Here is a 16,511-nt window from a genome sequence, read left to right on the forward strand (position 1 = left end):
AAAGAGAGGAATCCTAAGGTGAAAAAAGTTGTAGCGGCCATTATGGTCTTATTGTTCCTGTGTTCACCTGCGGCAGCTTTTGCCGAAGCGCCTTTCACGCTCGAGCTGAGCGGGAAGGAGGTTGAACGCGGCGGCGGCATCACGTTGTCTGGAACGACACCGGGGCCGGTTGACCAGGTTGTAGTCAAAATTGTCAGCCCGGCCGGAACCGTGTTCTATATTGATGTCTTGAAAGCTGTAGACGGAGCGTATACCCAGCGGGTAGCTATTCCGGCAAGCCAGGTGCTGGCTCCTGCCGGAAGCTATTCTGTGGTTGCCGGTTCCGGTGGAACTACATTGACGCAAGAGTTCACCATTGCAGGGGAGGAAAGTCCGGGTCCTGGAACACCGACCGCAGCTCCGACTGCAGCTCCAACCGCAACATCAACCGCGATGCCAACACCGACACCGACGCCGGATTCGGATTCTGGAACTCCAAGTAATCCGGGTACGCCACAGCCCGTTGGAACGGGCAGCCCAATTTCAGCGGCGAGCCCAATACCTGCTGGAGCCGGAGAAGCCTCTAATGCCCGGATCAAGCCGGAGCTGTCAAGTAACGGAAGTTATCTGATTGGCGCAGATACTCTGGCGCAGGCCATGCAGCAAGCCGCTGGCCAGATCACGATTGAGCTTCCAGCCACGGCTGAAGAAGCTGGAATAGCACTGGAGCTTCCGCTGCAATCGCTGAATCTGCTCAATACCGGGAATACAGGCCTTGTACTGACAGACGGAGTAAGAACGATTTCATTCCCCGCAGGTGCAATGAAGACCTCCGGTGATGATCAGACGCGGCTGCGGATTGTCCTGAATGCCAGCTGGAACAAGGAAGCCCAGTCTCTAGTTGGCGGGTCTGTCCGCAGTGATGCTGCTTATGGTTCAACTGGCGTATTGCTGTCGCTGGTCATTCAGACGATAAACAGCGGCAATATTACTGAGATCCATCAGCTGGCTCTGCCGGCTGAGGTTAGCCTCAAGCTGACGCCGGCACAGATTAGCTCCATGAAGCCGGAACTCGCCGGCATCTATTACGTGGACGGCAACAGTGCTGAATATGTGCCCGGCACGTTGACGGCCGGGACGGTAGCCTTCAAGGCAACCCATTTCTCTGCTTATGCACTGCTTGTCTATGACAAGAACTTTGCGGACATGTCCGGACACTGGGCTGAACCGGCTGTGAAATCGCTCGCTGCCAGACACCTCGTGAACGGTGTGGATGCTGAACATTACGAACCGGCCCGCGGCATTACCCGCGCTGAGTTCGCCGCCCTGCTGATGCGGGCTGCAGACCGTACGGGAAGCGTACCGGCCAATGTTGCTTCAGCACCGTTTGCTGATGTACCTTCAAGCGCTTATTATGCCAAGCAGGCAGCAGAGGCTGCGGCCATGGGCATTATGAAAGGCTATGACGGGGCATTCCGGCCCAATGACCGCATTACCCGTGAAGAGGCGGCGGTAGCACTGGTGAACGCTTCGAAGTACTTCAAGCTTGCGGCAGACGGCCAGGCAGGCAAGGCTTATACTGATGCGCGGGAAATTGCCTCTTGGGCGGCGGCCAGTGTGGCCGAGGCGGGAGCGAGCGGGTTAATGCAGGGAGACGGCACCACATTCCAGCCGAAGAAGCAGGTCACGCGTGCCGAGGTGGCTGTGATGGTTAGCCGCCTGATTCAGACCGGTTCTTCTTTATAAGATGAAAGCGAGGGATAGGAATCTCATGCGTAAACAACTGTTCTCCATTCTGATGTCGGTTCTGATGCTCCTTGGCCTGCTGGATTCGGTGACTGCCTTAACAGTTACGGTATCCGCTGCGGAAGCCGGTATAGAAGTAGTCCCGGCGAAGAATGTTGCACTAAATGCACAAGTTACGGCATCGGGTCAATGCAATGTGAATGAACGGCCGCAATTTGCTGTAGACGGCAAGAACGACACGAAGTGGTGCGATAATACAACTGCCAAGATCAAATGGATGAAGCTCGATCTTGGTAAAGAATATACGATAAACCAATGGACGGTTTACAACGCAGGAATCAATGAGAGCTCGAACAGCCCGTTCTGGAATACGCAGAATTTCCGGCTGCAGAAGAGCGCGGACGGCGTAACCTGGAGCGATGTGGATGTCGTGCAGGGCAACGTACAGACGGTCGTTGACCGGTATTTGCCTGAACCGGTGACAGCCCGCTATCTCCGGTTCTACGTAAGCAAAGCTGCAGCGAACGGCGATACTGTCCGGCTGTACGAGCTGCAGGTATATGGGGTAGATGCCGGGAAGTATCCGGCCTATCCTGCAGTAAATCTGGACCCGGTGGATTATGTCGATCCGCTTATCAACACCCTGGGCGATAATGGTCAGACGAATCCGGGGCCGTCGACGCCGTTCGGACTCGTCTCCCTGGGACCTGACAGCGACGGCGGGGCGTTCAGCGGCTATTATTACCAGGACAAATACCTGAAAGGCTTCTCGCAGGTACGCTTCAGCGGTGTGGGCTGCAGCGGGGCAGGCGGCAACATTCTAATGATGCCTGAGACGCGTTCATTCACGAAGAACGTGAATGAATACAAGCAGCTGTATGATAAGAATAGCGAACAGGCTTCTGCCGGGTACTACGGAGTTACGCTGGCCTCAGGAATCGGTGTAGAGCTGACAGCATCGGATAATGTCGGCTTCCAGCGGTACACGTTCCCGGCTTCCGCGAAGACAGGTTCTGTGCTTGTTGATCTTTCGAATTCCTATGCCGGAATGCTCGATGCCAGCCTGAAGGTAGAGGGCAGTAATGAAATTACAGGCATGGTTCAATCCAAGAATGTATGCGGCAACGGATATTATAAGCTGTATTATTCCATCCAATTTGACCATGATTTCAACTCCTACACCTCATGGCAAGGAGATGTGACCGGAACGGAAGCTGCCCGTAATGGCGCAAACAGCGGTGTCTGGGTCAACTTCGATACAGATGGCGGAAAAGTGATTCAGGCTAAAGTCGGTCTTTCGGCGGTAAGCGTGGAGCAAGCCAGAGCCGAAGTGAAGCAGGATATTGCAGACTGGGATTTCGATGCCCAGCATGCCAAGATCCGCAGCACCTGGAGCGAGGTTCTAGGCAAAGTGGAAATTAAGGATAATGATGAAGAGAATAAAAAGGTCTTTTATACGCAGATGTATCATACGTACCTGCATCCGAAGAATGTGACCAGCTCAGCCGGAACATTTAAGGCGGGCAGAGACGAGAACACGGTACGCCAGGCGTCCGAGCTTGGTGAGGATTTTGAATATTATAACGGCTGGACAACCTGGGATGATTTCCGCAAATACTCCCTGTTCTCCGTGCTGGAGCCGCAGAAGTACACCAACATGGTGAAGTCACTGGTTGATCTGTATAAGACCAGAGGCACCTATACACAATGGGGGGACGGTTATTGGCCGAGCCCGACGGTGCGCAATGAATTCAACGGTGCCGTCATTCTCGATGCCTATGCCAAAGGCTTCACGGACTATGACGTGTACACGGCGCTAAAAGGAATGACAGTAGATGCAGATAATTTCTCGATTTCTGACGGCGAAATTTCCGGCAAGCTGGAGAAGGCGAAGAGTGCCTATTTCCCGATGAAGCTTGCAGCGCTGCTTGGCGATAAGGGCACGTATGAGAAATATAAGAAGCTCGCACTCTCCTATCAGGATCTGTGGAATGCTAATCAGGTCGATGAGAATGGCGTCAAGACCGGATTTTTCACCCCGAACGGTACAACGGTGGCCAAGGGGGATGTAACTGCAGTGGACAAGTATGCCTATCAGGGGAATCTTTGGACGTACCGCTGGTCCGCTACACAGGACATCAATGGTCTGGCCAAGCTGATGGGCGGCAAGACAGAAATGGCGAAGCAGCTGCAGGACTTCTTTGCCCGGGATGAGTACATGGCTATCAACGAGCCGGATATCGACGTCCCCTATCTGTTCAACTATCTGGGTTATCCTTATCTGACCCAGTATTATGCCAGAGAGTACACCACCGAGGTGGTTACCCAGAAATACCACAACCACGGGCCGTATGCTTACCCGATCCAATCGCGGGTCTACCGTGCTGATCCTGAGGGTTATCTGCCTTCTATGGATGACGATGCCGGCGGAATGTCCTCCTGGTTCGTATACAGCGCGATGGGACTGTTCCCGGGCAATCCGGGAGATGCCAACTTCCTGATCGGCTCACCAATTTTCTCAGAGCTGACCCTGCATCTGGATAATGGCAAAATGTTCACTATGAAGGCAAACAATGTATCTTCCGACAACCGCTTTATCCAGTCCGCTAAGCTGAACGGCCAATCATTCGATCAGGCCTGGATCAGCTATGATGAGCTGATGAGCGGAGGTACACTGGAATTTGAAATGGGCAGCGAACCGGATTACGCATGGGGAGCTTCGGCCAAAGCGGCTCCGCCTACAGTGGATTATAGCGCTGATATTGAGAACACGCTCTCCCATACGGCGTTGATCAGTTCAGGCTCGGAGTGGAAATATTACGACAAAGGCAAGGCACCGGCCAGCGGCTGGACAGGCGCTGACTTTAACGACAGCAGCTGGTCCTCCGGGCAGGCACCGCTCGGCTACGATAACAAAGGTTATGCCAAGACGCTTGTAGGCTATGGTCCCGATGCAAGCAAGAAATATACGACCACCTACTTCCGCACCACGTTCAATGCATCCGATCTGCAGGATATTCTGGAGCTGGATGCCGGACTGATCCGTGATGATGGCGCTGCAGTCTATCTGAATGGTCATGAAATTATCCGGACGAACATGCCGGACGGGGCAGTGTCTTATGATACTAATGCCAATGCTACTGTAGGCGACGAACGCAACTGGAACCGTTATGAGATTGATTCAGCCTATCTGAAGGAAGGCATCAATGTGCTGGCTGCAGAAGTGCATCAGGTAAACTTCAGCAGCTCGGATATCGCATTTGATTTCAGCCTGGAGGCCGCCCGGGAAATGGTGAAGCCGGGGACACCGTCCACACCGCTGGTGGATGATGATGCGAACACCTTCGGCTGGACGGCGGTACCGGGCTACACAAGCCCGGCTGATTATGAATACAGCACCGACGGCGGTGTGAGCTGGAAGACGGCCGCAGTAAATCCGCAGACGGTCGGACCGCAGGCATTTGCTGCAGGCGACGTACAGGTGCGTGTTAAAGCGGATGAAGCGCGGAATGTCATGGCGGGTGATGCACTGGTGTCTGACAAGCCGTATACTTCCGACATTCTGTGGAATGTGTATGATTTGAAGGCGGATGTGAAGCGCACAGGCAATATGACTGTAGAGGTATCCGGCACCCTCCAAGGGGCTTATACCGGTCCTGCCGTTGCTGTAATTCAGCTGATGGACGGCGGAGAGCAGGCGCTGCTGTCAAGTGCCGTGCCCGTGCAGTCCGGCGGCTTTGAATTGACGCAGAGCTTTGGTGTGATTGCCAAAGAATATCAGGTCAATGTCTACCTGGTGGACAGCTATAACGGCAATATCTACGACTCATTGTGGCTGGCTGATCCTATTGAATCGAAGCCGGAGACGGCACCGCAGAACCCTGGTGAACCAAGTGAACCTGGCGAACCTGGAGGAGAGCAGCCGGGCGGTGAGAATCCGCTGCCTGACCCGCTGCCGGTACCGGTGAAAACCCCGGTTATACCTGACCCGGCGGAAGAACCGCAGCCGCCGGTAGTGGATATGGGAACGGTAGAATTTGAGAACCGCACGGCCTGGTCAGATGCGGTCAATACGTTCAACAACAATAAGCTGAAAACTGAAGACGGCAATAACGGTACGGTGGTCGCCAATACCTTTACCGGGGCGTGGCTATCCTTTGCGGATCTCGATTTCGGAACCAAAGGAACAAACCGGATCACGGCCGAATATAATGCGAACTCTGACCGCACACCGGCGGATGCCGTGCTTGAGCTGCGGCTCGGGGCTGTGGACGGCGAGCTCCTCGGCACCTTAGAGCTTAAGAATACAGGTGCAGGGTGGACGCAATACAAGACAGCGTCAGGCATTCTGAATCGTACACTGACCGGCAAGCAGACGCTGTTCTTCGTGCTGAAGGGCAGTACAGACAGCAACCGTCCGTATATCGCCAATCTGGACAAGTTCATCTGGGACTATCAGGCGGTGCGTACTGATTATGCCAAGCTGGAGCTGGAGAATTACGATGCCTGGTCTACGGATAACAATCCGGCCAACGGCGGTCCGCTGAAGACCGAGAACGGCACCAGCGGCAAGCAGGTGGCCAATACCTTTAGCGGGGCCTGGCTGGCGTACAAGGGAATGAACTTCGGCAGCATGGGCGTGAATCAGTGGGCGCTGGAGTATACAGGCAATTCAACGAATACGGCCGCAGATTCATCTGTTGAAGTCCGTCTGGGAGGCGTGGATGGTGAGCTTGTAGGCACTCTGTCAGCGCCGCCGACTGCAAATGCCTGGGGGACATACAAGACAGTGTCCGGCGCGCTGAGCAAGAATCTTACCGGCATGCAGGACATCTATCTGGTGTTTAAGGGCACAACGGATTCAACCTTTAAGTATATCGGTAATTTTGACAATGCGTCCTTCTCTCTGGCCGCAGCTGAACCGGATGTTCTTGTAGAATTTGAGAACAAGACCGTCTGGTCTGATGCCAAAAATACCTTCAACAGCAATCCGCTCAAAACGGAAGGCAACAACGGTGGAACGGTAGTGGCCAATACATTTACCGGAGCCTGGTTCTCCTTTGAGAATGTTGATTTCGGCGTACAGGGCAAGAACTACGTGTCCATACAGTACGATGCGCCGACTAACCGGACTCCGGCTGACATCACTGCTGAGATCCGGCTGGGCGGCAAAGACGGCACAGTGATCGGTACGGTCAGTCTGCCCAATACAGGCGGAGCCTGGGGGAACTACAAGACTGCAGGCGCTCTGCTCAGTCAGACACTGTCCGGCAAGCAGAATCTCTATGTCTCACTGAAAGGCTCGACTACTTCGAGTCTGAGCTATGTGGGCAACCTTGATAAACTGATTTTCACGAAGAAATAATGGATTGATTGCTGTAGAAGGCCCATGGGAAAAATTCTCCTGTGGGCCTTCTTTGCTGCTTTTCTTAAAAGGATAAAACGGCTTCGGTCACAAAAATATCTGCTTATGAAATATTTCTTATTATTGCGGTCCGGCAGGCATGCTCCAATACATAGGCGCTTTCTCCTGAAGGGTGCCTTCCAGTCTGCCCCCTTCCTTGCGCCAATACTCAATACCGCCGAGCAGCTCCTTAACAAGGTAGCCCTGTGCCGCCAGCCTGGCTGCAGCTTTGCTTGCTCCATTGCAGGCCGGTCCCCAGCAATAGAGAATTAGAACCTCCTCTTTAGGCAGCTCCGGAGAAGAGCGGTTGATCCGCCCGGAGGGCAGGGAGAGAGCTCCCGGCAGATGAGCCTCCTCATAAGAACGGGTATCGCGGACATCGACCAGCTGAAAGCCTGTGATCCCTTCACGCAGATCGTAAGCCACATCAGCCACATCAGTCTCGAATGCCGCTTTTGCCGTGAAATAGCTTACTGCATCTGCGGAGGCTGCTGCCGGAGCAGCCAGTACTTGAGATTTCGCCTGTATTTTCATTGCGGAGTCCTCCTTGGTTCAATGGGTTGGTTTTATTATATAAGGGAACTATAATTGGAGTTATCTATAGTCTGTGATACTTAATATTGAAAATATTGATATTCCGGGAGAGCTGTGTATGGAATTAACCTATTTGCGGACCTTCTGTGCAGTGGCGGACAACGGAAGTTATACCCGGGCGGCAGAAGTGCTGGGGTATGCACAGTCGAGTGTGACAGCGCAGATTGCCAAGCTTGAAGAGCTGTACGGGGCTGTTCTGCTGGAGCGTTCGGGCAGGGGGATGATTCCAACCTTTGCCGGCAGCAATCTGCTCCCGTATGCCCGGCAGATGCTGGCGCTGAGTGCGGAGGCTAAAGGGATAATCTCCGGCGGTGATCAGGGAGCGCTGAATATTGGTGCTATAGAGACACTGGCCGCCTATTATCTGCCTCACCGGCTGCACCGGTACCGGGAGCAGTATCCCGGAATGCAGCTGCGGGTACAGCCCGGTTCTGAAGAAGACATCATCGCAGCAGTCAAAGATAAATCCGTCCATTTCGGCCTTATCTTCGATGTCCCGTATTCGTCAGGTGGCCTGGTAACTCTGCAGCTGCGGGAAGAGCCGCTGTATGTGGTTACCCATCCGGAGCATCCCTTGGCTGCCGAAACGGCAGTTACCCCTGAGCAGCTGGAGGGGGAAGCGCTGGTGCTGACTGAGAATACCTGCACTTACCGGAAGCAGCTGATGCATGTGCTCAGGGAGAGCGGCGTTACTGCAAGTGTGGATATGGAGTTTGGGAATCTTGAAGGGATCAAGCAGGCGGTGAAGCATAGATGGGGGATGGCCTTTCTGCCGCGTTATGCGGTGGAAGAGGAGCTGCGTACCGGTGCCTTAACCGGAATTCCCTTGTCCGGGCAACTGGAGCCGTTCTATATTCAGCTTATCTACCGCAGGGAGCAGCGGCTCTCACCTGTGTTCACAGAGTTCATTGCCCACATGCAGCAGCAGCCTGTATAATACTTGTCCTACATTCTTGGTATGAAAAAAGACGGCTTCAGCCATAAACTCTGGCTGAAGCCGTCTTAAATATGTCTATGCCTTCACCGGCAATCCGCCGTCTACCACTTGGAGCCGCCGGAAGAGTTCCTGCCGGACTTGCCTCCGCCCCAGGAAGAGCCGCCCGACGACCGTCCGCCGCCGCCCCAGGAGGAGCCGCCGGAGGACCGTCCGCCGCCGAATCCGCCTGAAGAGGGCGGCCCGGAAGACATCCGCTTGCGGGCCTGCTCTCTCCGCTGCTGTTCCTGCATCATTGCCAGCCGGGCCGCCCGCTCCGCCTCTTCCTTCTGGCGGACAAGCCGGTTGGCTTCTTCTACAAAGCTTGAAATTTGCGAAGCATATGAGCGTCCTGTAGCCTCGAGTTCATCCAGATTGTATGGACGGGCGGACAAACGCTGCTCCAGCTCGGCATACTCCGGCAGCAGGGACAGCTGGAAGCGGCTCTGTGCCGCAATGCCTCTGCTGTGCAGCAGGCTCTGTGCCGCATCAACCCGGCTCTGTCCTTCCGTGAACAGCCTTCTCAGGCTGTCCAGACGCTCGTACAGGGAGTTCAGGCTGCTGTCGATATTGCTGAATTTGCCTTCCGTCTCGTCCTGCAGCGCAAGCAGCCGGTCAAGCCCGCTCCGGGCATTCTCGTATTCACCACGTGCGTCACTGGTCCAGGTCTCAATCTGCGGCACTTCACCTGCGCCTTGGCGCAGGGCGGCACCTTTTTCCTCAAGCGTCTTCTCCAGACTGTCCAGATGCTGGCGGGCGAACTGTTTCTCCGCCTCGGTGAGCTTGTTCTGCAGCTCATTACGCCGCTGGGTTAAGCTTCCCCACTTGCTGCGCACAGTCTCCAGATCTGTGCGGTTGCTCTGCCGGATCATGGCCTGGCGTTCCGTCATGGCGACGGCTTCAGCCAGCAGGGCGTCCAGTGCGGCACCGATCCGCCGCACCTCATCCATGTCGCCGCTGCGCAGCGGCGCTTCCAGAGACCCGGCTGCAGCGGAAGCCTGCTCCAGGCTGTCATAGGGCTTAACCTTCATATTGTGCAGGGAGTTCTGTTCGATCAGCCCGGCAATGCGGCTGCGGGTAGCGGCCAGAACGCCGGGAAATGCCTTCAGCTTATCGTCAAAGGCATCTACATCCTGCAGGTCCCGCTCAATCTGCTCCTGGCGCTCCTGCGCCTCTTCCGTAATATCCTGCGCGGCAATCGGGTCAAACAGCTCCAGCTGGTCCGCTTTGGCGGTTTCTGCGGCCAGTTCCTGCAGGTCCTCGGCGATTTCCTCCAGCGGATAACCGGTCTCCTGGGCCGCTTGCTGCAATTGTCCGTCAAGCTCGGGTGCGTCCTTCTTCAATTCGGTGATACGCTGCTTAACATTACGGTCGGCATCGCTGATGACAGCAATATTCTTCTCCTCTGCTTCAAGTGAGGTGCGGAAATTACCCTCAGTCTGCTGAAGCTGTTCTGTTGCAGCTTTGAGGGCGGCGAGGCGGTAGAACGGCGGCAATGCGCCTTGCCCGGTTGTCTGCAGCGCTGAGATCTCGACCAGCTGCGAGGTCAGGCGCTTCGATATGCCCTCGACCATTTCTCCGGTCTTGCCCTGCACGATTCCCTGGAATGGCTGAAGGGATTCAAGAGCGCGGTTCGCCCGCACCAGGAGGTCGGACAGCAACTCCTGCTGTTTGGCAAGTCCGCTGCGCCGGCGCATTCCGGTAATCACCACGTACAGCAGGAACGCCACTAATGCAGCGCCCACAATAATAGCAGCGAGCGGTAAGAGGGATAGTCCTCCGCTGCCACTGCCGGCTCCGGCTGCCCCGCCGCTGCCGCCCGTTACGCCGCCTGCTGTACCTCCGCTGCCGCTTCCGGTTGTGCCTCCGGCAGCGCTGCCCGATCCGCTGCCAACCGCCTGCAGCTCCTTAATCACAGCGCTGATTCCTCCGGCGAAATCGCCGTCTCTGGCATAAGGATTGAAGTAAGTCTCCAGCAGCTTAGTGATTGCCGCGCTGCCCGAAGATCCGCCTAGATTCTGCGACCAGATGTTAAGCGAGTTCTGCAGCCCCGGATTATCGAAATTAATCTCTGTCTGCTGATCTTCGTAAGCAATCAGAAGCAGGATATCCCGGGTCTTCAGCTTCCAGCTATCGTACACCTCGTCTGAATAACTGGCTGGATCGGTGCCGCCCAGAGAGTCTACGGTCAGAACATGGAGAGTATAGCGGTCCGTTGCGGCAATTCGGGTAATAGCTTCTGCTTCCTGGGCAGTAAGTAAGCCGGCCTCATCAGTAACAACTCCCTGCTGTACAGGGATATCCGCAGCATAGACGCCGGGTATCTGCAACAAGGATAATAGTAAGACCAAGGCGAGGATTTTTCTCAAGTCGGCACACTCCGATCTATAGGCTATTGTTCGTTATATTATGTTAATCATTATATTATATCATTAAACATTCCGCAGACCGCAGATACAGCCGCCGGGGAATCAACCGCCGGATGCCGCACAAAAAGCCGCATTCCCTTAACGGAAATGCGGCTGTACATTCTTCTATAACTTACCAGCGGGCGCCCGTGTCACAAACAGGGAAGTATAGCTGATTCTGCTGTGCGTGAAATATTCTATCGGGTTTGTAGACAGAGGATATACTGCAATCTGGACTTTATCTCTTTTTGCCATTTCATATCTCCGACTTTTACAGCAAGATTGAGCAGATCCAGGTAATCGTCAACCTGTAATGCGGTCCGGGTAGTGGCTGCGTTCATGGGTGTTCAGTCTCCTTTTAACTCAGATATAGTTAAGTAATGAATGATAAACATTCAATAATGATAATCATTATCAACCGTTATTGCTATTATCCACATTTTGCCCCCAAAAAGCAATATAAATATAAAGTTTCTTACTTTAAAATATAGGAATTTATACGTTTCATTCCATCAATCATCCTTCTAGTATACCCATCCGCTTATTTCTTCCGACAATAAATATACGATTCTGCAGAATTTGCACATTATATCAGAATTGAAGCGTAAGTAGCAGGAACCTTACCATATTTTGTCGAATACAGCTTCATATAATGCGTTTAGCCGATTTTTATGGGACAAAGGAGAATTGCGATGAAGCGGTGTAAACTCTTGCTTCTAATTAGCATTGTACTCGTGCTTGCACACCCCGCTGCCGCTCGCGCCGAAAGACAGGATATTAAGTACCAGGCAGAACTGGAATATCCTCCTTATAAGTACATACAGAACGGATATTTGACAGGTTTTGATATTGATTTGACGAGTATGATTTTTGAGAAACAGGATTATCTTATTCTGTACAGCACCGGGGAATGGGAGAGTACCTACAAGCTGCTGGCCGAGGGAGCGGTCGACACGACGGGTCTCATGGCCATAACCGAGGAGAGAAAGCGGGATACCTTGTTCTCCAGACCTGTGCTGAGGAGCTATATTTCCGTCTATTCCCGCCAGGAGCTTAGTGAAGAAGTGAAGCTGGACACGTTGAAAAATTATAAAATCGGTGTAGGCAGGGGACAGTATTCGGAAACTGTTCTGCAGAATAAGGTGGGGATCCCACCGTCACAATACATAGAATATGCAACCGTACCTGAAGCAGTGGAGGCTTTGCGCAAAGGTGAAATTGATTTGCTGTTCGAGAATCAGGGGGTTGTTGATTATCTGATTGTTGAGCAGGGGTTAACCGGGACTATTGTCCGTAAAATGAACAATCTCTATCCTCAGGATGTCGCTTATGGCATCAGCAAGTTAAAGCCGGAGCTGGTGTCTTATGTGAATGCAAGACTTGAACGGCTGGAACGCTCCGGGGCATTCGAAGAGCTCTACCAGCAATACTTCATCGTTCACTCGGATTATCATCAGTCAATGATCCGCAACAGAGTGATATCAGGAATTGCAATAGGTGCCATCCTGCTGGTTTTTGGCGCCGTTCTGCTCCGGATATATATAAGACGCCTGCGCCGGACGATCCACTCCGAACAGGAATTCTTCGAGGATGTTATCGAGCACACCGGGATGATCGTATGGGCGGTACACGCGGACAAGCGGAGTGTCCGCTTCAACCAATATGCCGAGAAAATGACCGGACTTTCAGAGAAAGATGTGCTTGGCGTGAGTATCGATGAGCTGCCTGAACTTGAAGGCGGGGCGGCAGTGCTCCGGGATCTCCTCACCAAAGCGGTCTATCTCGATTATGTGACTAATGTGGAGCTGAAGCTTCCGGAGCATTCCCCGGAAGCCCATTGTTTCTCCATCCGCACCACCCTGATCAAAGGGATGGACGATCAGGCGGAGGATATCTTCGTTCTGGTCGGACTTGATATCGATGAACGCAAACAAAATGAACTCAAGCTGCAGCTTAGTTACGATGAGCTGGAATCCACCTATGAGGAGCTGGCGGCAACTGAAGTTGAGCTGCAGGATCAGTTCAACAGGCTGGGTGTCAGTGAACGGCGGTTCCGTCTGGCTTCCGAAGGCTCAGGCGCATATATGTGGGAGCTCGACTGGAATAGCGGCTTCTACAAGCTCTCAGACCGCTGGTATGAAGTCATGGGCTATACCGAAGAAGAGATCAACTCCTTCGAAGGCGGGGTGCTCAGCATCATTCATCCGGATGATCAGGAGTCTGCGCGCAAAGCCAGACAGGAGCATCTTACCGGACTGACTCCGATCTACGAAACCGAGTACCGGATGAAGACCAAAGATAACGTCTATGTCTGGTTTGAGGTGAGGGGTAAGGCAATTGTGGACCCGAGAGACCAGATCGTGCTGTTCCTGGGTTCGTTGATCGACATCAGCAAGCGCAAACAGGCTGAGTTCAACCTGAACAACAGCTATCAGGAGCTTGAAGCTACATACGAGCAGCTTACGGCAACGCAGCAGGAGCTTGTAGGGCAATATGATATGCTGCTGGAGAATCAGAAGAACATGCACCGGCTGGCTTATGTGGATTCGCTCAGCAATCTGCCGAACCGTATCTGTCTGCTGGAGACGATGGAGAATTATTTCCGCCGGCCGGGAGGAAGAGCAGCGCTGCTGTTCGTTGACACAGACAACTTCAAGTATATTAATGATACGCTTGGACATAAATCCGGCGATATTCTAATCCGTAAGGCCAGTGAACGCCTGCAGTCGGTAGTCCGGGAAGGGGATATGCTCTCCCGGCTCGGCGGCGACGAATTTGTAGTGTTTCTCAAAGACATCGAGAGCCGCGTGGATGTACTGAATCTGGCCGAGGATATTATGCGCTCCTTCCGCAAGTCCTTCCTTATCGGTGAGAGCAACCTGTACGTCTCCTGCAGCATCGGTATCTCCTTCTATCCGGAGGACGGTGAAACGACAGAGGAAATTCTGAAGAACGCCGATGTGGCGATGTACCGGGCCAAAGAAGAAGGAAAAAGCACTTACGTGGTTTATGATAAATCGATGCATACCGCATTTAATGAGCGGATGAATATTGAGAAGCATCTGCGGAGCGCAATGAACAACAATGAATTTGAGCTGCATTATCAGCCGCAGGTGCAGATTGAGACAGGGCTGATCTCAGGATTCGAGGCTTTGATCCGCTGGAACAGTCCGGTACTCGGATTTGTCTCCCCGCTCTCCTTCATCAAGATTGCCGAGGATTCCAGACTAATTATTTATATCGGGGAATGGGTGCTGCGGGAAGCCTGCAAATTCATGAACAGCATCCACCAGCTTACCGGAATATCTTATAAAATATCCGTAAATATCTCCATAATTCAGCTGCTGCAGGATGATTTCGTGGAAATTGTGCTGGATAGTCTGGAAGAGAGCGGCCTTGCGCCAAGCAGTCTGGAGCTGGAAATTACGGAATCCATCTTCATGGAATCGTTCGAGAGCACCGTCAGCAAGCTGGAATTCCTTAAGTCGCGCGGCATCCGGATTGCCTTGGATGATTTCGGAACGGGTTATTCATCCTTAAGCTATCTTCAGCAGCTGCCAATCTCCACACTCAAAATGGACAAAATTTTCATTGATTCCCTCGCGGATAAAGCCTACAGTGAGTCTTTTGTCCAGACGATCATTATCCTGGGTCATAAGATGGGCCTGGATGTTGTAGCCGAGGGCGTGGAGGATGCCAGTCAGCTGGCTTTCCTCAAGGAATCGAATTGTGACAAGGTTCAGGGCTACCTGATCAGCCGGCCGGTTCCGCAGCGCAAAGTGATTGAACTGCTCGTGCCGCAGAAGCGTTATGAAGTAGATCATCTGAATTAGAGCCTATATAGTAAAAGCGGGTCCAGGGCATAGAGTACTATGCACGTGGACCCGCTTTTTTACTAGAAGATAACAATTTTGTTCTTGCCTGTTTTTTTGGCTTCATACAGGGCATCGTCCGCCTGCTGAAAAGTGGAACTCTTCGAATCCGCTCCATTATAATCATGCATTCCGATGCTGACGGTAACCGATTTATTCTCCATTTCGCTGATGGGCAGGCCGGCAATTCCGGTTAGGATCCTGTCCATAATCCGCTCAGAATCCTCCAGCGGCTTGGCAGTCAGAATGATTACGAATTCTTCACCGCCGTAACGGGCTGCGAAGTCATCCGATCCGATATTCTTTAGCATTACGGCAGCCACCTGCTTCAGTACAATGTCGCCAACCCAGTGTCCGTACAAGTCATTAACTTTCTTGAAATTGTCGATATCCACAACAGCCAGCTGCATGGGAAAAGGATTGTTCTGCTGATGCTCAATCAGCCAGCCCAGGTATTCATGAAAGGTCTTGTGATTGTACAAATCGGTCAAGGGGTCAATCTTGGACAGCCTGTCCATAATAATATTCTGGATGCGCAGGTCCTGCTCCGATTTCACCGAATTCTCCAGCGACCGCATCAGATCCCGGCCCCGCGCAATGACACCGAACCCGGCCAGGGAAGTTCCTGCGAAGATCAGGGCTATAATGATGTTCTGGATGCGCAGCGTGTAATCATAAGTGGCCGTATTAAGGAACAGCATAATGATATAGAGCAGACAAATAGCAGAAGAAGCTTTCAGGTAATTGTCCTTCAGATAGATCATCGATACCAGTAGCGGAAGCAGCATAATCAGCGGCTTCACATGATACTCCGTGCTAAGATTCATAATCATCAGAATGCCGTACAGGTGGCTTGCAACAATAATTGAGAATTCGGACATCAGCGGTTTCCATTTATGTACAACTTCCAGAATCAGAAGCAAGACGAGCAGGATAGAATCGGGAATCAGGATGTGGTTAATGATGTATTGCCCGCCGGAAAGCTCGGGCCGGTGGCCCCACATGGATAAGGAAACAAATAATTGGCTTGCCAGATAAACAAACAGTACCATCCAAAAGGTATTGAGGAGGACGCGGTTCCAGTAAATTTGGCGAGGAGTTGGCGGCGGGATGTGCATAAGATGTTCCTCTTTTCCAGTGGCAATATACTTATATATTCGACAATTACCCCGTTTTTCCTTTCCTAGCCCGACACTGCGATTAATGTTCGTGTTTGAACGATTAAATCTAGGTATTTATAGCTATTCATTCTAATATATTGATTTAAACACGAATTATTAATGCGGTTTATCCTTGACACATTCGCATAATTTCTGTAGAATTCCAATTGGCTCATAATATTGGGCTAAGCTGTTCGTATATCCTCAATGATAAGGTTTGGGGGTTTCTACAGGGGACCGTAAATTCCTGGCTACGAATAGGGTGCATTTTGCATACCTATGAAGAGGTCGGGATTTTTGTGCTGGTCACGTAATTGAAATTTCTATTTATCGCAGAAACGGATTGTGCCTTATCAACTGCGGGAAGCCGTTTCA

At 52.5% G+C, this 16,511-nt stretch carries 7 protein-coding genes and 1 riboswitch; of the genes, 4 read left to right on the plus strand and 3 right to left on the minus strand.

Annotated features, from left to right (window positions below; translation table 11 throughout):
* The first annotated feature begins 18 nt into the window (after positions 1-18).
* Positions 19-1,725, plus strand: coding sequence for an S-layer homology domain-containing protein (locus PBOR_RS01875; protein WP_042210175.1), 1,707 nt, complete (start codon positions 19-21; stop codon positions 1,723-1,725).
* Between the two features lie 25 nt (positions 1,726-1,750).
* A complete protein-coding gene (locus tag PBOR_RS01880) occupies positions 1,751-7,090 on the plus strand; it encodes a glycoside hydrolase domain-containing protein (RefSeq protein WP_042210176.1) in 5,340 nt (1,779 codons plus the stop codon).
* A 120-nt stretch (positions 7,091-7,210) separates the two neighbouring features.
* Here PBOR_RS01880 and PBOR_RS01885 read toward each other — a convergent pair whose 3' ends face one another.
* On the minus strand, positions 7,211-7,663 hold the full coding sequence (locus tag PBOR_RS01885) for a rhodanese-like domain-containing protein (protein WP_042210177.1): 453 nt from the start codon (positions 7,661-7,663) through the stop codon (positions 7,211-7,213).
* Positions 7,664-7,781: 118 nt separating this feature from the next.
* On the opposite strand from PBOR_RS01885, the gene PBOR_RS01890 reads away from it, so the two are divergent.
* Entirely contained in the window at positions 7,782-8,660 is an 879-nt protein-coding gene (locus PBOR_RS01890; RefSeq protein ID WP_042210178.1) for a LysR family transcriptional regulator, read from the plus strand.
* 101 nt (positions 8,661-8,761) lie between these two features.
* Here the strand turns inward: PBOR_RS01890 and PBOR_RS37275 are convergent, their stop codons facing one another.
* On the minus strand, positions 8,762-11,065 hold the full coding sequence (locus PBOR_RS37275; protein WP_081971876.1) for a TPM domain-containing protein: 2,304 nt from the start codon (positions 11,063-11,065) through the stop codon (positions 8,762-8,764).
* A gap of 731 nt (positions 11,066-11,796) precedes the next feature.
* Between PBOR_RS37275 and PBOR_RS35185 the strand changes: the two genes are divergently transcribed.
* Positions 11,797-14,937, plus strand: a complete 3,141-nt coding sequence (locus PBOR_RS35185) for an EAL domain-containing protein (RefSeq protein ID WP_052429291.1) — start codon at positions 11,797-11,799, stop codon at positions 14,935-14,937.
* A 62-nt stretch (positions 14,938-14,999) separates the two neighbouring features.
* On the opposite strand, the gene PBOR_RS01905 is transcribed toward PBOR_RS35185, so the two are convergent.
* On the minus strand, positions 15,000-16,028 hold the full coding sequence (locus PBOR_RS01905) for a GGDEF domain-containing protein (RefSeq protein ID WP_157763953.1): 1,029 nt from the start codon (positions 16,026-16,028) through the stop codon (positions 15,000-15,002).
* Between the two features lie 282 nt (positions 16,029-16,310).
* A riboswitch (purine riboswitch) is annotated at positions 16,311-16,410 on the plus strand.
* Positions 16,411-16,511 lie beyond the last annotated feature (101 nt).

It is taken from the genome of Paenibacillus borealis (assembly GCF_000758665.1).
In the GTDB taxonomy this organism is placed as follows: domain Bacteria; phylum Bacillota; class Bacilli; order Paenibacillales; family Paenibacillaceae; genus Paenibacillus_AQ; species Paenibacillus_AQ borealis.